The organism is Mycobacterium sp. E3247 (assembly GCF_001667785.1).
GTDB lineage: Bacteria > Actinomycetota > Actinomycetes > Mycobacteriales > Mycobacteriaceae > Mycobacterium.
In genome coordinates, this window is sequence record NZ_LZJG01000045.1 from 1 (window position 1) to 20,718 (window position 20,718).

Annotated in this window: 19 protein-coding genes and 2 pseudogenes; 6 read left to right on the plus strand and 15 right to left on the minus strand. The window is 69.6% G+C overall.

Translation table 11 applies throughout. The features are described 5' to 3' along the window. Positions 1-324, plus strand: a pseudogene (locus A9X04_RS01995) (Si-specific NAD(P)(+) transhydrogenase); the annotation flags it as partial. Here the strand turns inward: A9X04_RS01995 and A9X04_RS02000 are convergent. Beyond that, on the minus strand, positions 321-1,160 hold the full coding sequence (locus tag A9X04_RS02000) for a serine protease (protein ID WP_067917237.1): 840 nt from the start codon (positions 1,158-1,160) through the stop codon (positions 321-323). The pseudogene A9X04_RS01995 and the gene A9X04_RS02000 overlap by 4 nt on opposite strands. Before the next feature lie 195 nt (positions 1,161-1,355). On the opposite strand from A9X04_RS02000, the gene A9X04_RS02005 reads away from it, so the two are divergent. From A9X04_RS02005 to A9X04_RS02015, 3 genes are read left to right on the plus strand one after another with little or no spacing between them, the layout of a single operon-like run. Then, positions 1,356-2,330: a proteasome assembly chaperone family protein gene (locus tag A9X04_RS02005; RefSeq protein ID WP_067917239.1), complete on the plus strand. Its 975-nt coding sequence runs from the start codon at positions 1,356-1,358 to the stop codon at positions 2,328-2,330. Between the two features lie 46 nt (positions 2,331-2,376). After that, positions 2,377-3,408: an alpha/beta fold hydrolase gene (locus A9X04_RS02010; protein WP_067917241.1), complete on the plus strand. Its 1,032-nt coding sequence runs from the start codon at positions 2,377-2,379 to the stop codon at positions 3,406-3,408. Positions 3,409-3,454: 46 nt separating this feature from the next. Then, complete coding sequence (locus A9X04_RS02015) at positions 3,455-4,141, plus strand: PhzF family phenazine biosynthesis protein (RefSeq protein WP_067917243.1); 687 nt, start codon at positions 3,455-3,457, stop codon at positions 4,139-4,141. Between the two features lie 21 nt (positions 4,142-4,162). On the opposite strand, the gene A9X04_RS02020 is transcribed toward A9X04_RS02015, so the two are convergent. The 3 genes from A9X04_RS02020 to A9X04_RS02030 all read right to left on the minus strand — a co-directional run bounded on the left by A9X04_RS02020 (position 4,163) and on the right by A9X04_RS02030 (position 5,743). Beyond that, positions 4,163-4,648, minus strand: a complete 486-nt coding sequence (locus A9X04_RS02020; RefSeq protein ID WP_067917244.1) for a peroxynitrite isomerase — start codon at positions 4,646-4,648, stop codon at positions 4,163-4,165. A gap of 49 nt (positions 4,649-4,697) precedes the next feature. Then, a complete protein-coding gene (gene nrdR / locus A9X04_RS02025; RefSeq protein WP_067917247.1) occupies positions 4,698-5,162 on the minus strand; it encodes a transcriptional regulator NrdR in 465 nt (154 codons plus the stop codon). An 86-nt stretch (positions 5,163-5,248) separates the two neighbouring features. Further along, positions 5,249-5,743 carry a LysM peptidoglycan-binding domain-containing protein gene (locus A9X04_RS02030; RefSeq protein ID WP_067917249.1) on the minus strand — a complete coding sequence of 165 codons (495 nt, stop codon included), beginning with the start codon at positions 5,741-5,743 and terminating at the stop codon, positions 5,249-5,251. Positions 5,744-6,033: 290 nt separating this feature from the next. Here A9X04_RS02030 and lexA point away from each other — a divergent pair, with 290 nt between their 5' ends. After that, a complete protein-coding gene (gene lexA, locus A9X04_RS02035) occupies positions 6,034-6,732 on the plus strand; it encodes a transcriptional repressor LexA (protein ID WP_067917250.1) in 699 nt (232 codons plus the stop codon). 23 nt (positions 6,733-6,755) lie between these two features. Here the strand turns inward: lexA and A9X04_RS02040 are convergent, their stop codons facing one another. From A9X04_RS02040 to A9X04_RS02070, 7 genes are all read right to left on the minus strand, one after another. Continuing rightward, positions 6,756-9,011 (minus strand): LGFP repeat-containing protein, encoded by a 2,256-nt coding sequence (locus tag A9X04_RS02040; RefSeq protein ID WP_067917252.1) that lies wholly within the window; start codon positions 9,009-9,011, stop codon positions 6,756-6,758. Between the two features lie 593 nt (positions 9,012-9,604). Next, positions 9,605-10,765: an acyl-CoA dehydrogenase family protein gene (locus A9X04_RS02045; RefSeq protein WP_067917254.1), complete on the minus strand. Its 1,161-nt coding sequence runs from the start codon at positions 10,763-10,765 to the stop codon at positions 9,605-9,607. Between the two features lie 94 nt (positions 10,766-10,859). Beyond that, entirely contained in the window at positions 10,860-12,287 is a 1,428-nt protein-coding gene (hflX, locus tag A9X04_RS02050) for a GTPase HflX (RefSeq protein WP_067917256.1), read from the minus strand. 46 nt (positions 12,288-12,333) lie between these two features. Next, on the minus strand, positions 12,334-13,206 hold the full coding sequence (dapF, locus tag A9X04_RS02055) for a diaminopimelate epimerase (RefSeq protein ID WP_067917258.1): 873 nt from the start codon (positions 13,204-13,206) through the stop codon (positions 12,334-12,336). A 4-nt stretch (positions 13,207-13,210) separates the two neighbouring features. Next, positions 13,211-14,134 (minus strand): tRNA (adenosine(37)-N6)-dimethylallyltransferase MiaA, encoded by a 924-nt coding sequence (miaA, locus tag A9X04_RS02060; protein ID WP_067917268.1) that lies wholly within the window; start codon positions 14,132-14,134, stop codon positions 13,211-13,213. 7 nt (positions 14,135-14,141) lie between these two features. Then, positions 14,142-14,831: a hypothetical protein gene (locus A9X04_RS02065; RefSeq protein WP_067917260.1), complete on the minus strand. Its 690-nt coding sequence runs from the start codon at positions 14,829-14,831 to the stop codon at positions 14,142-14,144. A 34-nt stretch (positions 14,832-14,865) separates the two neighbouring features. Continuing rightward, positions 14,866-15,834 carry a DMT family transporter gene (locus tag A9X04_RS02070; protein ID WP_067917262.1) on the minus strand — a complete coding sequence of 323 codons (969 nt, stop codon included), beginning with the start codon at positions 15,832-15,834 and terminating at the stop codon, positions 14,866-14,868. Between the two features lie 483 nt (positions 15,835-16,317). Here A9X04_RS02070 and A9X04_RS02075 point away from each other — a divergent pair, with 483 nt between their 5' ends. Further along, positions 16,318-17,679, plus strand: a complete 1,362-nt coding sequence (locus tag A9X04_RS02075) for a DUF349 domain-containing protein (RefSeq protein WP_082974753.1) — start codon at positions 16,318-16,320, stop codon at positions 17,677-17,679. Here A9X04_RS02075 and A9X04_RS02080 read toward each other — a convergent pair. The 4 genes and pseudogenes from A9X04_RS02080 to A9X04_RS02095 all read right to left on the minus strand — a co-directional run. Further along, a complete protein-coding gene (locus A9X04_RS02080) occupies positions 17,676-18,284 on the minus strand; it encodes a hypothetical protein (protein ID WP_369828908.1) in 609 nt (202 codons plus the stop codon). The two genes, A9X04_RS02075 and A9X04_RS02080, sit on opposite strands and share 4 nt — an antisense overlap. Further along, positions 18,272-19,780: a tRNA (N6-isopentenyl adenosine(37)-C2)-methylthiotransferase MiaB gene (miaB, locus tag A9X04_RS02085; RefSeq protein ID WP_255396473.1), complete on the minus strand. Its 1,509-nt coding sequence runs from the start codon at positions 19,778-19,780 to the stop codon at positions 18,272-18,274. The genes A9X04_RS02080 and miaB overlap by 13 nt, the downstream gene beginning before the upstream one ends. Before the next feature lie 52 nt (positions 19,781-19,832). Then, a complete protein-coding gene (gene recX, locus A9X04_RS02090) occupies positions 19,833-20,354 on the minus strand; it encodes a recombination regulator RecX (protein ID WP_067917266.1) in 522 nt (173 codons plus the stop codon). Beyond that, positions 20,320-20,718, minus strand: a pseudogene (locus A9X04_RS02095) (DNA recombination/repair protein RecA); the annotation flags it as partial. The pseudogene A9X04_RS02095 and the gene recX, both read right to left, overlap by 35 nt.

Consider the following 20,718-nt stretch of genomic DNA (forward strand, 5'->3'; position numbering starts at 1 on the left):
GTCGAGCTGACGAAGAACGCGATCCCCTACGAGGTCGGGGTGGCCCGGTACCGGGAACTGGCCCGCGGCCAGATCGCCGGCGACTCCTACGGCATGCTCAAGCTGCTGGTGTCCACCGACGATCTCAAGCTGCTGGGCGTCCACATCTTCGGCACCAGCGCCACCGAGATGGTGCACATCGGACAGGCCGTCATGGGCTGCGGCGGCACCGTCGAATATTTGGTCGACGCCGTGTTCAACTACCCGACCTTCTCCGAGGCCTACAAGGTGGCGGCGCTCGACGTGATGAACAAGGTGCGAGCGCTCAACCAGTTCCGCCACTAACAGCTGTCGTCGAGTTCGCCCGGAACCGGGTCGCCGGGCCCGCCGGCGTCGGCGCGGGCCAGCAGCTGCGCGGTCTGCGCGTCGAACGGTGCCGAATACGAGACGTTCGCGGCGCATCCGCCGCGCTCGAAACCACCGATCACCCCGGTCAGCGTCGTACCGCTCACCCAGGGGGCGCCGCTGGTGCCGTCCACCAGCCCCTCGCACGGAAACGAGGGAAACCCGCCGTCGGTCAACGACGTGCTGGCCTGGCACCCGATGGGGTTGCCGCCCACGCCGGCCGGATAGCCCATCACGGTGATGTGACTACCGGGTGGCGGCGTCGTGCCCAGCGTGAGCGCCAGGCCGGCGCGTGATTCGACCGAGCCCCCGGCGTCATTGCTCATCCGCGCGATCGCGTAGTCGGCGTTGGGATCCTTGCTGGCGGTCCAGCGGGGGTCGAGGTAGACGGCGTCGGCCTTCCACACATCGGTCGGGGCCGGGGGCGCGTCGCCGGTGAAACCCGGCACGAAGGTGATCTTGGACGCGCCGGCCAGGCAGTGCGCCGCCGTGATCATCAGGTTGCCGCCCGCCGAATGCACCACCGAGCCCGTGCACACGTGCAGGGGGCCACCGTCGATGAAGATGGCGCCGACGCGTTTGTCCGGCTCCACCGGGCCGGCCACCGCCTTTTGCTGGGGTTGAGCGAGCCGTTGCGCCGGCGCACTGCTCCGCGGAGGGGCTGCCGGCGGTGCCGACGCACGATCGCCCGGTGGCCGCTTGCACGACGTCAGTGACGTTGCCACGGCGACCACCAGGCACAGCATCACGGTCGGTACGCGCATCGTTTTCATCATGCCTGACGCCTGCCTGACGAGCAGACTCCAACGCGTCGCGTCCCTCCCCGCTTCCCGGCAAGGGGCATCGGCCACCCCCACGATGTTCTCTTCTGGATTAAACGCGAACTTCACACCGCTGTTTGATATTGGCGCACCCCGATTCGGGGGACACTTGTAGGGCACGGAGCAACCCCCGAGAGGAGGCGATCGGTGATGGCTGACGGCCAGGACCCGCAGGAGCCGCACTACCAGCCGGGACAGGCCGGGATGTACGAGCTCGAGCTGCCGGCGCCGCAGTTGTCGACGTCGGACGGCCGAGGCCCGGTGCTGGTGCATGCGCTGGAGGGCTTCTCGGACGCCGGTCACGCGATCCGGCTCGCCTCGTCGCATCTGAAGGCGGCCCTGGACCCCGAGCTGGTCGCGTCCTTCGCCATCGACGAATTGCTCGATTACCGGTCGCGGCGGCCGCTGATGACCTTCAAGACGGATCACTTCACGAGCTATGAAGAACCCGAACTGAGCTTGTACGCGTTGCGCGACACCATCGGGACCCCGTTCCTGCTGCTGGCCGGCATGGAACCAGACCTGAAGTGGGAGCGCTTCATCACCGCGGTCCGCCTGCTGGCCGAGCGCCTGGGCGTGCGTCAGACGATCGGCCTGGGCACCGTGCCGATGGCGGTTCCGCACACGCGGCCCATCACGATGACGGCGCACTCCAACAACCCCGAGCTGATCGCCGAGTTCACCCCGTGGATCTCCGAGATCCAGGTCCCGGCCAGCGCGTCCAACCTGCTGGAGTACCGGATGGCCCAACACGGGCACGAGGTCATCGGTTACACCGTGCACGTGCCGCACTACCTGACGCAGACCGACTACCCGGCCGCCGCCGAGGCGTTGCTCGCGCAGGTGGCCAGGATCGCGTCGCTCGAGCTGCCGCTGACGGCGTTGACCGAAGCGGCCGCGGTCATCCGGGCCAAGATCGACGAGCAGGTCGAGGCGAGCGCGGAGGTTGCTCAAGTGGTGACCGCGCTCGAGCGCCAGTACGATGCCTTCATCGACGCTCAGGAGAACAGGTCGTTACTAACGAGGGACGAGGACCTGCCTAGCGGAGACGAGCTTGGCGCAGAGTTCGAGCGATTCCTCGCCCAGCAGGCGGAGAAGAAGCGCGACGACGACGACCAGCCCTGACCTTTCCACCCGGCCCTCATCCCGGCCCGACACCAAGGTTGGCGACATGACCGAGCGGAAGCGCAAGAACACTCTGCGCCCGGTGCGTGAGGTCGCCGCCCCCCGGCTGGAGTTCCGCACCATCCACGGCTATAAGCGGGCCTACCGCATCGTCGGTGACGGGCCGGCGATCCTGCTGGTCCACGGTATCGGCGACAACTCCACCACGTGGAATACCGTGCAGGCCAAGCTCGCCCAGCGGTTCACCGTTATCGCCCCCGACCTGTTGGGCCACGGTCGATCCGACAAACCGCGCGCCGACTACTCGGTCGCCGCCTACGCCAACGGGATGCGCGACCTGCTCAGCGTGCTCAACATCGAGCGGGTGACCATCGTGGGCCATTCGCTGGGCGGCGGTGTCGCCATGCAATTCGCCTACCAGTTCCCGCATTTGGTGGAGCGGCTGATCCTGGTCGGCGCCGGGGGCGTCACCAAGGACGTGAACTTCGTCCTGCGGTGGGCCTCGTTGCCGATGGGCAGTGAGGCCCTCGCGTTGTTGCGCCTGCCGATGGTGCTGCCGGCCGTCCAGATCCTCGGGCGGGTGCTGGGCACGATGCTGGGCAGTACGGGACTGGGCCGCGACCTGCCCAACATGTTGCGGATCCTCGACGATCTGCCGGAGCCGACGGCCTCGGCGGCATTCAGCCGGACGCTGCGTGCGGTGGTGGACTGGCGCGGACAGATCGTCACGATGCTGGACCGCTGTTACTTGACCGAGGCCATCCCGGTCCAGATCGTCTGGGGCGCCAAGGACTCCGTCGTCCCGGTAGGGCATGCGCAGATGGCCCACGCCGCCATGCCCGGCTCCCGGCTGGAAATCTTCGAAGAGTCCGGCCACTTTCCGTTCCACGACGACCCGGCCCGCTTCATCGACGTGGTCGAACGCTTCATCGACAGCACCGCGCCCGCCGAATACGATCAGGCCGCCCTGCGCGCGTTACTTCGCAGTGGCGGCGGCGAGAAGGCCGTCAGCGGCCCAGCGCCCACCCGCGTCGCCGTGCTGAACGCCATGGACTCCGACGAACGCAGCGCCACCTGAACCACCTTGATCGGTGCGGCCGCGCGCGGGGTCGTACAGTCGGGCCATGGGTATCGACGTCACTGTGTTGCGGGTGTTCACCGATCCGTACGGCAATTACGGCAATCCGCTGGGCGTCGTGGATGCCGGCCAGGTCGAACCCGCGGACCGGCAACGGCTGGCGACGCAATTGGGCTACAGCGAAACGGTTTTCGTCGATCTTCCCGCTGCCGGGTCAACCACCGCGCACGCCAGCATTTACACCCCGATGATCCATATCGCGTTCGCGGGGCACCCCACCGTCGGCGCGGCGTGGTGGTTGCGGGAGAACGGCACGCCGATCAACACGCTGCAGGTGTCGGCGGGCCTGGTGCAGGTGAGTTACACCGCCGACCGGACCGGAATCAGCGCCCGCTCGGAGTGGGCGCCCGAGGTCGCCCTCCACGAATTCGGTTCGCCCGACGAACTTCTCGCCGCCGACCCGGGGGATTTTCCCGATGACACGGCGCACTACCTGTGGGCCTGGACGGACCGGGCCGACGGTTCGCTGCGCGCCCGCGTGTTCGCCGCCAATCTCGGCGTGCGGGAAGACGAGGCGACGGGTTCGGCGGCGATGCGCATCACCGATTACCTCAGCCGCGACCTCCACATCACCCAGGGCAAGGGATCGATCATCGACACGACGTGGAACGCCGAAGGCTGGGTGGGGGTGGCCGGCCGCGTCGTCAATGACGGTGTCCGGCATCTGAACTGACCCCCCGGCCGGGTTGCGCGCTCAGCGCTGCCGGTGCAGCACCGCGGCGAGGTGGTGCTGCAGGGGTTGCGCGACCGCACCCATCCGCACCGAGTACGACAGCTCGTCACCGTCGACGCGGAAGGACCGGCCCAGCGAGGTGACCTCCTTGGCGGTCGGGGTGAGCCCGACGTCCGTTGTGGAGAGCTCGATTTCGATCAGCGTGCCGGTGACCGAGTAAGTGCCCACCTCGATCTCGGTGATGCCGCTCGGATGGGCCAGCACCAGTTCGACGTGACCGGGCTGCGGCACGCGAAGGTATCCGGTCTCGGCGTGCAACGGCTTGCCGTCGGACGCCGCCCTGGTCTTTTGCGCGTACGCCAGAAACGGCTTACCGACGTGCGTGAAGACCACTTCTTCGAGGTAGTCGAAGGGCTGGATCGTCGGGTACTCACCCGACCCCCGGCCGGCCCAGGTTCCCAGGAGTGGCGCCAGGGCCTCGAGATCGGGATGCAAGTCCACGGGCATGAAACCGAGCCTAGCCCGGTGACGATCCGGGCCGGCACGGCCGGGAGGGTCAGCTCGGCGTGGTGACCTGGCGGTGTTCGCGCAGCGCCTGGATCTCGCGTTCGAAATCCTCCGCGGACTCAAAGGATCGGTACACCGACGCGAACCGCAGGTAGGCCACTTCGTCCAGGTCGCGCAGCGGGCCGAGGATGGCCAGGCCGACCTCGTGACTGGGGACCTCCGGCGAGCCCGCGGCGCGCACGGTGTCCTCGACCTGCTGGGCCAGCAGGTTCAGCGCATCATCGTCGACCTGTCGGCCCTGGCAGGCCCGGCGGACCCCGCTGATGACTTTTTCTCTGCTGAAGGGTTCGGTGACGCCGCTGCGTTTGACCACGGCCAGGACCGCGGTCTCCACGGTGGTGAAACGCCGTCCGCACTCGGGGCACGAGCGGCGGCGCCGGATGGCCTGCCCCTCATCGGTTTCCCTCGAGTCGATCACCCGGGAATCGGGATGACGACAGAAGGGGCAATGCATGAACGCTCCTTCGCCGTGCCGACAACCAGGTACCGCAGCACTTCGAGCGTACCCGTGCGCCGACCTGCGCGGGCGGAGCCCAGGCGTCAACCGATGGGGGCGATCAGGGTCTGGCCGGCGACCACATTCGGCGAGTTCATGTCGTTGAGTTCACGGATGCGGTCGGCCACCTGCCGGGCGGGGGCGTCGGGAGCCACCCGGTGGGCGACGTCTTGCAGCGACTCCCCCGCCTCGACGCGCACGACGGCCAAGCGGTCCGGTACTTGCGCGGCCGAATTCCCGGAGTCGCCGTTGAGCACCTGGCCGACGTTCCCGACCAGGCCCAGCCACAGAGTGATCGCACCGGCGGCCAGCGCCAGCCAGATGGTGGTCGCCACCGTGACGGGCCGCCTGCGATGAGGCGCGCCCGACATCGCGACGCCGGTGCCGCGGTAGCGAGCGGGCGCGCCGGCCGGCCGCGCCGGACCGGGGCGGCGCGAGCGATCCAGCCCGTCCCTGCCGTAACGAAGACCCGGGACCGGTCCGTTGACCGGACGCCGGGGGCTGCTGGTACGCGGCGCCAGCGTGTGGATGGTTGTCATCTGCGTTCCTCCGGTCAACTTAATTCGCTCAGCTGTTCGACTGTATCGCTCGTGTGTTCGAAATCCGAACATGTGAGCGAAGCGTGTCGCACGAGTCGAACGCTAGACCACGCCACCGACAAGTCCGTGGTCGCTAGAGCTGACATGCGGCTGAAATACCCGATCCGCCGAAGAGTTACACCTTTGTGATTTAGGACTTCGGCGCGGTTTTCCACCCTCGAGGCATCGGCACGACACGCCAGTCGAACACATGTTTGATTCTTGGGCGCGGTGGGGTTACATTCAGTGCCATGAGCGACAGCAACGACACCTCATCGGCCGGGTCGGACGGCCGGCTGCACGCGGTCGATTCATCGCTGACCGAACGGCAACGCACCATCTTGAACGTCATTCGCGCGTCGGTCACCAGCCGTGGCTACCCGCCGAGCATCCGGGAGATCGGTGACGCCGTCGGCCTGACGTCGACGTCGTCGGTGGCGCATCAGCTGCGCACGCTGGAACGCAAGGGGTACCTGCGCCGCGACCCGAACCGCCCCCGCGCGGTCGACGTCCGCGGCGCCGATGACGACGTGGCGGCGCCGGCCACCGAAGTCGCCGGCTCGGACGCGCTGCCGGAGCCGACCTTCGTCCCAGTCCTCGGGCGCATCGCGGCCGGTGGCCCCATCCTCGCCGAGGAAGCCGTCGAGGACGTGTTTCCGCTGCCGCGCGAGCTGGTGGGCGAGGGCACGCTGTTCCTGCTCAAGGTCGTCGGCGACTCGATGATCGAGGCGGCGATCTGCGACGGCGACTGGGTGGTCGTGCGGCAGCAGAACGTCGCCGACAACGGCGACATCGTCGCCGCCATGCTCGACGGGGAAGCCACCGTGAAGACGTTCAAGCGCGCGGGTGGTCAGGTATGGCTGATGCCGCACAACCCGGCGTTCGATCCCATACCCGGTAACGACGCGACCGTGCTGGGCAAGGTCGTCACGGTGATCCGCAAGGTCTAGCCCCGTACCGGGTGTCGGCAGGCTCAGTCCGCCTTGACGAACCCGTTGGCCTGCGCCACTTCTTCGCTGGCCAGCCAGATTTCGGCGAGCGTGTCGTGGTAGAGCTCGCTGACGGGCGTGTAGTACAGCCCGAAGCGGGCGCTCGCCTTGATCGGGTATCCGTCGGGCGCCTGGTAGGGGTCGTCGAGCGGTAGGTGGATGGTCGGGCGCCCGCCCGGGCCGAGCGCCACACCGCTGTCGTCGTCGTCGACGGCCGCGTGCCGCCCGCCGCGCTGCTCGGACGCCCCGACGGCCGCCGCCTCGGGCGCGACGGCTTCCGGGGCGGCTACCTCGGCCTCCGACACGTCCGCCGGGACGCGGGGCACCGCGACGTCAGGATGCTCGGCCTCGGACTCGGGAGCGGGCTCGGGGGCGGGAGCACCGCCCTCGAAGCCGGCGTCGGGAGGCGTGTGGGGAACGGCGACATCGAGGTATTCGGCCTCCACGTAGTCGCCGTCGGCATGGTCGGCTTCGGGGTAGGCGGACCCGTGCTCGTCGTCGACGTACCCGCCTTCGGCGTAATCCGCGTCGGCGTAATCGGATTCGGCGTACTCGGATTCGGGGTAACCGGCCTCGCCTTCGGGGTAACCGGCCTCGCCTTCGGGATAACCGGCCCCGGATTCGGGGTAACCGACTTCGCCCTCGGGGTAACCGGCCTCCGACAGGGCCGCCGGCGAGACGGCGGAGAAGGAGTCGGTGTCGACCGCGTCGGGGTCCTCCTGCTCGAGCCCGAAAGGACCCTCGTCCGCGTCACCCCGGCGCCAGCTAACCCGCCCGGCCGCCTCAGCATCGGGGGCTGCGGGCTCGTGGGCGAAGTGCTCGGTGGTCGCGTCCTCGTGTCCCCACTGCTGATCACCGACGGCGTCGTAGCCGACATCGAGGTCGCGGTCGGGCTCGTAGCCGGCGTCGTCACCGGCCCGACGCCGGCGCCAGCGGAAGGCCACCAGCCCCGCCAACACGATCAGCACCAGCACCGGGATGACGGCCAGCAGCCACCACGACTGCCAGGTGAACTTCTTGGGGTGCGTGGGCATCGCCGAGCTGCTCGGCTGGTTCTGGCCCGACACCTGCAGGCCGGACAGCAACGGCGCCAGGTTGGCCGGATCCGTGCTGAACGTGTTCTTCGCCCGGTTCCACGAGATCTTGCCGCCGGCGAACTGTTGGGAGACGACGTCGCCGTCGACGGCCTGGTCGCCGACCGGCGCCCCCAGCTTGCCGGTCGGTCCGCGGAGCTTGTCCCACGCGGCCTTCATGGCCCCGCGGACCACGAAGGCGCCGTGCTCCGAGGTCCAGAAGATCACCGGCTTGTCGGCTCCGGAGAAGGTGACCATGCGGCTGGACGGGATGCCACCGTCGGACTCATTGGCGGTGGGGAAACCCAGGTCGCTGCCCGCCGGTCCGCCGAGCGACTCGTACTTGGCCAGGATGTTGGTTTCCACGGCGTTCGCGCCGGTGGCGGGGCTGAAGTACACCTTCCCGTTGGCGAAGTCCTGGACGATGCCGTCGCCGCCAATCGGATACTGCGCGCCCTTCTTGACCCCCAAGGCCCCGTTGGGGCCGCCGGCCGCGCGCCATGCCATGTTGATGGCCGCGGTGGGATCGATCGCCACCTGCAGGCCCTTCAACTGGTCGGCCAGGGCCGGCGGCTCGGTGCTGAACTGCTTAGTCTGCCTGTTCCATGACACCTGACCGCCGCTGAATTTCTGGGCGGACACCTCGCCGTTGTACGTTTCGTCGCCGACCGGGACTCCGAGCACGCCGCCCGAACTGCCCAGCTTGTCCCAGGCGGCGTTGATCGCGCCGCGTACCACGAATGCGCCGTGGTCGGGCGTCCAGAAGATCACCGGCTTGTCGCTGGCCGAGAAGGTGACCACGCGGCTGTCGGGGCCGGCGAGGCCGGGTACTTCGTTGATGGCCGGGAAGCCCAGATCGCTGCCGGCGGGGCCGCCCAGCATCTCGTATTTGTCCAGGATGGGCCCGTAGGCGAATTTCGCGCCGGTCGCCGGGGTGAAGAACATCTTGCCGCCGTCGAAGTCCAGCGCGAAGCCATCGCCGGCGGGATAGACATCGCCCTTCCGGGCGCCCAACGGTGATGAGTCGCCGCCGGCCTTCTCCCAGGCCGCCATCATGGCCGCCTCGGCGTCGCCGATGGGCGACGCCGCCGCCGGTGGCGCCAGCAAGGCAGCGGCCATTGCTGCAGCGGCCAAGCTGACCAGCGCGCTCCCGACCAGCCTGCGCATGTGACCTCTCTGCCCGTTCACCAAGCCTCCCAGCCGACGGCTATTCCCCTATCAGCGGCTGCGCCCGTTCCGCACAGCCGGCGAGCGGGCCGCAGTTCGACCGCGGAGAAACGACCACGTTCCGAACCGCATTTGCGCCGGGCTCGCATAACTTTGCTCCAGCCAACGAAAAATGCGAAGTCAGATCACGAATATTACAAAAACGGATACCACGCCGATGTCGAAATGATGCCGAGCCACGCTCAAATCGCGACCGGATCCCCCGTCGCTCACGCGACGTTGGGCTAATCGCGCCGAATCCCGAACCCGACGATCGCCTGCGCAATGGGGCACGCCCGCCGCGGAAAGCAGCGATTCGGCGCTCGAAGGACTTGCCGAACTTGACCAGGTCCTCGGCGCCGTCATGCTTTTCGGCGTGGCGATGGTCATTGCCCGGGCGGCATACCCAAAACACATGTGCCGACGGTACGTGAAGCCATTAACTCTTCAACGATCCACCCGAAAAAACGGCCGCGCGGCGAGCGCCGGTCGGGTTTGCCGCCGAAGCGCCGAATTGCCCGGTCCGGCGGCATTTCCAGCCGACGATGCTAGGGCTAGACCCCCAGGCTGCGGCCGATGATCTCTTTCATGATCTCGGTCGTTCCGCCGTAGATCGTCTGCACCCTGGCGTCGAGATAGGCACGGGCAACGGGATATTCGCGCATGTAGCCATAACCGCCGTGCAGTTGCAGGCAACGGTCGATCAGGTGCACCTGCTTTTCGGTGGAGTACCACTTGGCCATCGCCGCTTGCTCCGCGGTCAGCTTCTTGTCCAGGTGCAGCCGGATGAACTCGTCGACCATCATGCGCACCACGGTCGCCTCGGTCGCCAGCTCGGCAAGCACGAAGCGGCTGTTCTGGAAGCTGCCGATCGGCTTGTTAAATGCCTTGCGCTCCTTGGTGTATTGCAACGTGTGTTCGAGCACGTGCTCCATCGCAGCGGCGGCCATGATAGCGATCGAGATGCGTTCCTGCGGCAGGTTCTGCATCAGGTAGATGAACCCCATGCCCTCCTGCCCCAGCAGGTTTTCGGCGGGCACCTTCACATCGGTGAACGACAACTCGGCGGTGTCCTGCGCGTCCAGCCCGATCTTGTCCAGGTGGCGGCCGCGTTCGAAGCCCTCCATGCCGCGCTCGACGACGAGCAGCGAAAAGCCCTGCGCCCCTTTGTCCGGATCGGTCTGGGCGACCACGATCACCAGGTCGGCGTTGATTCCGTTGGTGATGAACGTCTTTGCGCCGTTGAGCACGTAGTGGTCGCCCTGCTTGACCGCGCGGGTCTTGATGCCCTGCAAGTCGCTACCGGTTCCCGGCTCGGTCATCGCGATCGCGGTGATGATCTCGCCGGTGCAGAACTTGGGCAGCCAGCGCTGCTTCTGCTCCTCGGTGGCCAACGCGAGCAGGTACGGCGCCACGATGTCGTTGTGCAGGCCGAAGCCGATGCCGCTGTAACGGCCGGCGGTGGTCTCCTCGGTGATGATCGTGTTGTACCGGAAGTCGGGGTTGCCTCCGCCGCCGTATTCCTCCGGCACCGCCATGCCCAAAAAGCCCTGCTTACCGGCCTCGAGCCAGACGCCGCGGTCGACGATCTTGGCCTTCTCCCATTCGTCGTGGTGCGGCGCGACATGGCGATCCAGGAACGCACGGTAGGACTCACGGAACAGGTCGTGCTCCGGCTCGAAAAGAGTGCGCTGGTACTTGACGGCACTGCCCATGTGAATGACCTCCGGCGACGGGGAACTCTGCCGCCCAACATATACCAACCAGACGGTTGGTCGGCAGTCGGCGGGGTCGGCCCCGCCGGGCAGATCAGTGGGCCGAGAACTCTTGCAGCCGGCCGGCCAGCGCCACCGGCACCCGGGCCTTGATCCGGGTGCCGTCGGGGTTGTGCTCCTCCTGCTGCACCCGCCCGTCGGCGTGCAGCCGGGCGACCAGGTCGCCGCGGTGATAGGGGATCACCACGTCCACGGCGGTGTCGGCGGGCACGGCCATCTCGCCCATCCGGTGCCGCAGGGCGTCGATGCCCTCGCCCGTGCGGGCCGAGACGAACATCGCGCCGGGCAGCGCGTGCCGGAGCTTGGCCAGCATCAGGCCGCTCGCGGCGTCGACCTTGTTCACCACCAGCAGCTCGGGCGGCGGGTCACCATGATGATCGGCGATCACTTCGGAGATCACCTCCCGCACCGCGTTGATCTGGGCCAGGGGGTTGACGTCGGAGCCGTCGACCACATGCAGCAACAGGTCGGCGTCGACGACCTCCTCCAGCGTGGAGCGGAAAGCCTCGACCAGTTGGGTGGGCAGGTGCCGGACGAACCCGACGGTGTCGGTGAGCACCAGCGGGCGACCGTCTTCGAACTCGGCGCGGCGAGTGGTGGGCTCCAGGGTGGCGAACAACGCGTCCTGCACCAGGACCCCCGCTCCGGTCAGCGCGTTGAGCAGGCTCGACTTGCCGGCGTTGGTGTAGCCGACGATGGCGACCGACGGCGTATCGCTGGCCAGCCGCCGGCTGCGCTGGGTATCGCGGACCTGCTTCATGTCCTTGATCTCCCGGCGCAGCTTGGCCATGCGTTCGCGAATGCGGCGGCGGTCGGTCTCGATCTTGGTCTCACCGGGACCGCGCAGACCCACGCCTCCCCCGCTGCCGCCGGCACGGCCACCGGCCTGCCGGGACATCGACTCACCCCAGCCGCGCAGCCGCGGCAGCATGTACTCCATCTGGGCCAGCGATACCTGCGCCTTGCCCTCCCGGCTGGTGGCGTGCTGGGCGAAGATGTCCAGGATCAGGGCGGTGCGATCGATGACCTTGACCTTCACCGCCTTTTCCAGCGCGGTGAGCTGCGCCGGCGACAGTTCACCGTCGCAGATCACGGTGTCGGCGCCGGTCGCCAGCACCACTTCGCGTAGCTCCTGGGCCTTCCCCGAGCCGATGTAGGTGGACGGGTCGGGCTTGTCGCGGCGCTGGATGAGCCCTTCGAGCACCTGGGAGCCGGCGGTCTCGGCCAGGGCGGCGAGCTCGGCCATGCTGGCCTCGCTGTCGGCGGCGGTGCCGTCGGTCCACACACCGACCAGCACGACGCGTTCCAGCCGCAGCTGGCGGTACTCGACTTCGGAGACGTCGGTGAGTTCGGTGGACAGACCGGCAACGCGGCGCAGCGCCGACCGTTCTTCCAGCGCGAGCTCGCCGGTGCTTGGCTCCGCGACTGCGGGCGCGTGATTTTGGAATTCAGGTTGTGTCATAGGCAATACAAGATGATGCACGGCGAATCGGCGTCGTGCACCCGAATTAACGCTCCTGCGCGTCCCACCATTCCTCGCTGACCTCCCCGTGCGCCACCAGTACCGACGGCCCCCTCAGGTAGCTGGTGGCGTCGGTGATGGTGACGACGACGTCACCGCCCGGCACCCGCACGGTCAGCGTGCCGGTGGCCGCACCGGCGGCGGCCAGCGCGGCGACGGTGGCCGCGACCGTGCCGGTGCCGCACGAGCGCGTCTCGCCCACACCGCGCTCGTGCACGCGCATCCGCACCGCGCCGTCAACCGGTGAGGTGAGGACTTCGACGTTGACCCCGTCCGGGAATTGGGCGTGGTCGAAGCTGACCGGCGCGGCCACGTCCAGCCGCGCCAGCTCCTCGGCGGTCAGGCCGGGATCCACGCACGCCAGGTGCGGGTTGCCTACGTCGACCGCCAGGCCGGAGAATCGGCGGCCGCCGACGACCGCGCTTCCGGGACCGAGCGTGTTGGCCTTGCCCATGTCGACGCTGATGTCGGCACGGGTGGCGTCGGCGCGGTGCACGGTGATCGGCCGCGGGCCGGCCGGCGACCCGACCACGAACTCGTCGCGGGCCTCGAGCCCGCTGGCGCGCAGGTAGTGCGCGAACACCCGGACGCCGTTGCCGCACATCTGGGCGAGCGAGGCGTCGGCGTTGCGGTAGTCCATGTACCAGTCGGCCGGGGCCACGCCGTCGGGCAGCCGGTCGAGCACGCCGGCCGCCAGCGCGGCGCCGGCGGTGGTGACGCGCAGTACCCCGTCGGCGCCCAGCCCGCGCCGCCGGTCACACAAGGCGGCCACCCGGGCCGCGGTCAGGTCGAGCGCGGCCTGCGCGTCCGGGAGCAGCACGAAGTCGTTCTCGGTGCCGTGGCCCTTCGCGAATTGCACCTGCTCAGGATACGTGGCGCCAGGCTTGCAGGGCTTCGTCGACGAGCCGGGCGCTGTCACCAGCATCCAGCCAGCGGACCCGATGGTCGCGGCGGAACCACGACCGCTGGCGCCGCACGTAGCGTCGGGTGCCCACGTACGTCTGCTCCCGCGCGTCGCGCAGCCGCTCGGCGCCGCCCCCGGCGTCGAGCGCCTCGATCACCTGCGCATAGCCCAGGGCGCGCGACGCGGTGACCCCGTCGCGAAGTCCCTTGTCGAGCAGCGCGCCCACCTCGTCGACCAGCCCCTGGTCGAACATGGCGTCGGTGCGGCGGGCCAACCGCTCGTCGAGAGTCGTTGTCTGGCAATCGAGTCCGACGATGGCGGCGTCCCACCTCGGCGCGCCGATGCGCGGCGCGGACGCGGCGAACGGCCGTCCGGTCAGCTCGACCACCTCGAGCGCCCGCACCGTTCGTCGCGCGTCGGTCGGCAAGATGGCCGCGGCCGCGGCGGGGTCGCGCCGGGCCAGCTCGGCATGCAGGTCGCCGACCCCGACCTCCGCCAGCCGCCGTTCCCAGCGCGCCCGCACGGCCGCATCGGTGGCCGGGAACGACCAGTCGTCGAGTAGGGACTGGATGTAGAGCATGGAGCCGCCCACGATGATGGGCACGGCGCCGCGGGCCGCGATCGCCTCGACGTCCGCGGCCGCGGCGGCCTGGTAGCGGGCGACGGTCGCGGTCTCGGTGACGTCCAGGACGTCGAGCTGGTGATGCGGGATCCCGCGGCGTTGGCCGACGGGCAGCTTGGCGGTGCCGATGTCCATTCCGCGATACAGCTGCATCGCGTCGGCGTTGACAATCTCGGCGCCGCCCTCGAGCCGTTCCGCGATGTCGAGCGCCAGCTGCGACTTGCCCGTTCCGGTGGGGCCGATTATCGCCAGCGGTCGCACGGCCACCTCAGAGCTGCCAGGCACCGGCGAAGTAGCCCACGCCGTAGGGCGCACCTCGGTACAGCTCCTTGGTCGTCCGCGGTCCCGGTGCGGCCAGGCCGGCCAGCACCTGAAAGGCGACCCGGCCCAGGATCTGGCGCGGCAACCGGCCCAGGGCGGCGACGTCGCCCGTGGCCAGCGCGTCGTCGAGGGCCCGCTGCGCGTCGGCGTTGCCGGGGTCGTACCCGCCGGGGGCGGCCGGGGTGAGGGTGTTCGCGCCGTCGGCCACCACCAGCACCCCGATCGGCGTGGGGGACGCGTCGATCTCGGCGCGCAACCGCCGTCCGCGGTCCAGCGCGGCCTCGGCGTCGTGGTCGGCGGAATAGACCCGTGCTTGCGCGGTGGCGTCGGGGCGGACCTGGCCGCGGAGCCAGGCGGCCAGCAACACGCACACGGGCAGCTCGGCGGGGGACTCGTCGTCGGCCCGCGGGGACAGCCGGACCCGGAGGTCCACGCCGAAACCCGCGAGGGTGCCGGCCGTGTCGGGCCCGAACGCCTCGTCACGCCCCGCGGTCCCGATGATGGTCCAGTCCACGGGCAGCAGCGCGGCCGTCGCCAGCACCGCGGCCGCCACGTCGGTCACCTCCGCGGCGGCGGCCCCGGCGAGCTCGGGCACGAGCAACGGCGCCGACGGAACGATCGCAATGCCGCTGAGCACGCCACCAAACTAACGTTTCACCGGCGCGGCGTGTTCAGGCCTCGGCTCTCGCCACCATGACGGGACCGCTGCACGGGTCCGACGCGCCGTCGCCGGACGACCACGCGTCCGCCGTGACGTCTCCGGTGTCACGGCCGACCTGCGCGACCATGGTGGCGGCCTCGCCGCGGGCCAGCGCGATCGTCGCCACGATCACCACCGCCACCGCCGCGAGCAGCACGAAGGCCTTGGGTCCCGCGGCGTTCAGCGTTTCACCGAGCACGAAGATGCCGAGCAGGCCGGCCACCACGGGCTTGGCCACGGTCATCGTCGGCATGGAGGCCGTCAGCGCGCCGGCGCGGAACGCCGACTGCTGGAAGATCATCCCGGTCAGCGCCAGCAGCAACCAGGGCACGAATTCGGGTGCGCTCAACACGGCCAGCGGGCCGGCTTCGCCCACCTCGACGATGCCCTTGGTCAGCACCGCGAACAGGGCCAAAGCGGAGCCCGCCACCACCGCGAGCAGTGCGGCCGCCATCGGGCTGCCCGACCAGATCCGCGCGGCCACCACGCACGCCACCAGCAGCGGCACCATCACCGCGGCCACGATGGCCCACGTGCCGACCGCCGCGCGCTGATCGCCGGAGGCCGGGTCGCCGACGATGATGACCACCGCCAGGGCGCTCGCCAGTATCACCGCCCAGGTCCACTCCCAGCGGGTCACCCGCCGCTTGGTCAGCCGCGCATAGATCGGCAGCGCGAACAACAACGCGGTCACCTGCAGCGCGGTCACCAGCACGACCGAGCCCCAGGCCAGGGCCGCGGCCTGCAGGCTGTAATTGACGATCGCCGCCACGCCCCCCAACCACCACCGGGTGTCCCGCAGCGACATGCGGAACAACTCGAGATGGCCGACGTCTTTGTCCGTGATCTCCTGCGCCGAGCGCTGGCGGATCACATCGCCGACCGCGGACGCCAGCGCCGCGCACAATGCGATCAACGCCGCGACATCAACCTTCGACATAGCGACCCCTCACCTCAAAAGTGCCCCGACCAGCTTTCCCTGGGGCAAGGGCAAATACACCCAAAATTTGCATTCAATTCAGCAACAACCGTATGACGTCGCCCACGCCGCCGGCGTTCAGCGAAACACCCTCTGTTGATACTTCACCAACCTATGGAGGCGCTGTGGGTCACGCTGCGATCGGGTAACGACGGCCGCGGCGCACCCCGCCGACGCCAACGCCGGCAAAGCGGCGATGTCCGCCTTGGGCATGGTTTCTGCGTCCGAGCGGGGGTAGGACAGGTGTGATATCCGATGCGCCCACGCCGATGCGTCCCAAGCGGCAAGATCACTGGTGGCGGCGCACGGGCCGCCAAGCTGCTTGAATACTGTTGAGCAGCTGTTGGGAGGCCGCGACGGCCAGCCCACGGGTGCAGCAGACGGTGCCGCTACGCGCGGCAGGTGCGCGGGACAACGACCGCGCGAAGGGTAGGTGACGAGCGCATGACGGCTGACGAACCCCACGGCGCAGAGCCGGCCGGGCCGGCGCCCCGACCCGTTCCGGGTCCGGTGCCACGCCCGGGACCACGTCCCGGCCCCCGGCCGCCGGGCCCGGGGCCGCGGCCCGCCGCCCACCCGGTGCCGGCGCCGCCCACCAGCGATCCGCATCGGTTCGGTCGCGTCGACGACGACGGCACGGTGTGGCTGATCACCGCCGACGGCGAACGCGTCGTCGGTTCCTGGCAGGCCGGCGACGCCGAAGCCGCCTTCGCCCACTTCGGCCGCCGCTTCGACGACCTGGGCACCGAAGTCACGCTCATGGAGGAGCGGCTCGCGGCGGGCACCGGCGACGCCCGAAAGATCAAGGCCCACGCCTCCGAGCTCGCCGAGACCCTGCCGACGGCGGCCGTACTGGGCGACATCGACGCGCTCGCGCGCCGGTTGACCAGCCTCATCGACCAGGTCGAGGCCACCGTCGCCGCGGAACGCTCGCGCCGCGACGAGCATCGCGCCGCCCAGACCGCGCGCAAGGAGGCGCTGGCCGCCGAGGCCGAGGAGCTGGGCGCCAACTCCACGCAGTGGAAGGCGGCCGGCGACCGGCTGCGGGCCATCCTCGACGAGTGGAAGACCATCAACGGCCTGGACCGCAAGGTCGACGACGCCCTGTGGAAGCGCTATTCGGCGGCCCGGGAGGCGTTCAACCGGCGCCGGGGATCCCATTTCGCCGAGCTGGACCGCGAACGCCTGGGCGTGCGCCAGGCGAAGGAACGACTCTGCGAACGGGCCGAGGAGATGTCCGATTCGACGGACTGGACCGCCACCAGCGCCGAATTCCGCAAGCTGCTCACGGAATGGAAGGCGGCGGGCCGAGCCGCCCGCGACGTCGACGACGCGCTGTGGCGGCGGTTCAAGGCGGCCCAGGACGTCTTCTTCGCGGCCCGCAACGCGGCGACGGCGGAGAAGGACGCGGAGCTGTGGGCCAACGCCACCGCCAAGGAGGCGCTGCTGGCCGAGGCGGAGAGGATCGACACCAGCAACCACGACGCGGCCAGGGCGGCGCTGCGTTCGATCGCCGACAAGTGGGACGCGATCGGCAAGGTGCCGCGCGAGCGGTCCGCCGAATTGGAGCGTCGGCTCCGCGCGGTCGAAAAGAAGGTGCGCGATGCGGGCGAGGCCGATTGGTCCGATCCGCAGGCACAGGCCCGCGCCGAGCAATTCCGCACCCGCGCCGAACAATACGAGCGGCAGGCCGAAAAGGCCGCGGCGGCGGGCCGCACCAAAGAGGCCGAAGAGGCCAGGGCCAACGCCGAACAGTGGCGGCAGTGGGCGCAGGCGGCCGCCCAGGCGCTGACCCGTAAGCCCTAGGCTTCGGAGTCCCCCGAGGTCCGGTCGGTCGATCCCCCGCCCAGGCTGTCGAGCAGCGTCATCGACTGCTGCTGCGCCGCGACCCGGCGCCGCTCCTCCTCGGCCGCGAGTTGCACGATGGTCCGCGACCACACCACCCGGGCCCATTGGTAGGTCAGCACGAGGACGACGATCCACGCCGCGATCAGCCCCACCCCGGGGCCCGGGTGTCCCGCGGCCACGGTCTGGCGCGACCAGACGGCCAGCATCCCCGCCGCGCCGGCCAGCGCCGAACCCGCCAGCGCGACCCAGGCCAGCGCCCAACGCCGGGTCACCAACGCCAGCATGGAGAACCCGACGCCGAAAACGAGTGTCAGCCAGGCGAAGACGCGCGACGGCAGCGCCACCGCGGCCGCGCCGGCGCCGTGGCTGCTGAACAACACGTCCCAGCCCCGCACCGAGCCGGTGTGCGGCAGGATGAACGATCCCAGCAGCACGAAGACCAGGATCGCCACGACGAAACCGCGTGGGCCCGGGTCGAATCCGCGCGCGACGCGGCGCTCGGCGGCCTCGATTTCGCTCCGCAGGGCGTGGAAATGGTGGTGTTCTTCGTTCATCGGGCACATCCAAGGGTTTCGGTGGGTTCCGCCGGGCCGGGTGGTCCGACGGTGGGCATGCCGAGACCGACGCCGCCGCCGCGCCGCCCGGCGGCGTGCGCGTCTCCCGCGCGGGTGCGGCGATGGCTGAGGATGCCCGCGTCGGCGATGAGGTGGTGCGGCGCGGCCTGGGTGATCACCGCGGTGACGACGTCCCCCGGCCGCACCCGGTCGGCTCCGGATTTGTCCAAGCCGAAGTGCACCAGGCGGCCATCGCGGGCGCGCCCCGTCATCCGGGAAGTGCGGGTGTCCTTGCGCCCCTCGCCGGCGGCGACCAGCAATTCGACGGTCTGGCCGACCAGCGCCCGATTGCCTTCCAGCGAGATCTGCTCCTGCAGCTCGACCAGCCGCTCATAGCGTTCCTGCACAACGGCTTTCGGGAGTTGCCCGTCAAGCTCGGCGGCCGGGGTGCCGGGCCGCTTGGAGTACTGGAAGGTGAACGCGGCCGCGAACCGTGCCTGCCGCACCACCTCCAGGGTTTCGGCGAAGTTCGCTTCGGTCTCGCCGGGGAACCCGACGATCAGGTCGGTGGTGATGGCGGCGTGCGGCATAGCCGCGCGGACGCGGTCCAGGATGCCGAGGTAACGCTCGGCGCGGTACGAGCGCCGCATGGCGCGCAGCACCCGGTCCGAGCCCGACTGCAGCGGCATGTGCAGGGCGGGGCAGACGTTCGGCGTCTGCGCCATGGCCTCGATGACGTCGTCGGTGAATTCGGCCGGATGCGGGGAGGTGAACCGCACGCGCTCCAAGCCGTCGATGTCTCCGCAGGCCCGCAGTAGCCGCGCGAAGGCGCCGCGGTCGCGCGGCAACGTCGGGTCGGCGAACGACACCCCGTAGGCGTTGACGTTCTGGCCCAGCAGCGTGACTTCGAGCACGCCGTCGTCCACCAGCGCCCTCACCTCGGCCAGGACGTCGGCCGGGCTGCGGTCGACCTCCTTGCCCCGCAGCGAAGGGACGATGCAGAACGTGCAGCTGTTGTTGCACCCGACGGAGACGGAAACCCACGCGGCGTAAGCAGATTCGCGTGCGCTCGGCAGCGACGACGGAAACTCCTGCAGCGACTCGGCGATCTCCACCTGGGCGGTCTTGTTGTGCCGGGCCCGTTCGAGCAGCGCGGGCAGTGACCCGATGTTGTGCGTGCCGAACACGACGTCGACCCAGGGCGCCTTGCGCAGCAACGCGTCCCGGTCCTTCTGGGCCAGGCAGCCCCCGACCGCGATCTGCATGTCAGCGTTGGCGCGCTTACGCGGGGCAAGGTGGCTGAGGTTGCCGTACAACTTGTTGTCGGCGTTCTCGCGGACCGCGCAGGTGTTGAAGACGACGACGTCGGCGTCGGCACCCTCGACGGCCCGCTGATAGCCGGCGGCCTCCAGCAGACCCGCCAACCGCTCGGAGTCGTGGACGTTCATCTGGCAGCCGTAAGTGCGGACCTGATACGTCCGCGCCGAAACCACCACCGAAGTCACGGAGCCATGGTACGGCGGCCGGTCGGCCCGCGAGAAACCGCACGTCAGCGGGCTAGACTCGGCGACGCTCCCGTTCGGCGGCCAGCTCGGCGAGGACGACCTCGCAGGCCAGGTTCTGGCTGTAGCCGCGCCGCGCGAGCATCCCGACCAGCCGGCGGGTGATTCGCGCGTCGTCGCCGTCCAGCGTCTCCCGGCGCAGCTTGGCCCGCACCAACTGCTCGGCCCGGTCCCGCTCGGCCCCGGCGTCAATCCCGGACAGCGCCGCGGCGATCACGTCTCTGTCCACACCCTTGGTGTGCAATTCGGCGGCCAGGGCGCGCTTGCTCTTTCCCGCCTGCGCCCGGCGGGCCTGCACCCACTGCTGCGCGAAGTCGGTGTCGTCGACCAGGCCGACGGCGGCCAGCCGGTCGAGCACGGAAGCGCTGACGTCTTCGGGGTAACCGCGTTTCGCCAGCTGTCCGTGCAGCTCGGCGCGAGTGCGCGCCCTCGCGGTGAGCAGGCGCAGGCACAGCGTCCGCGCCTGCTCCTCGCGGGACGGCTCAGAAATCGACGGGGGCGGGCAGGACGCTGTCATCGGACAAGCCATCGGTGACGACCGGGCCAATGCCGAGCTTCTCCTTGATCTTCTTCTCGATCTCGTTGGCCACCTCGTCGTTTTCCATCAGGAAGGTGCGGGCGTTCTCCTTGCCCTGACCGAGCTGCTCGCCCTCATAGGTGAACCAAGAACCGGACTTGCGGATGAAGCCCTGCTCCACGCCCATGTCGATCAGCGAGCCTTCCCGGCTGATCCCCCTGCCGTAGAGGATGTCGAATTCGGCCTGCTTGAACGGCGGCGACACCTTGTTCTTGACGACCTTGACGCGGGTGCGGTTGCCGACCGCGTTGGTGCCGTCCTTGAGCGTCTCGATCCGGCGCACGTCCATGCGCACCGACGCGTA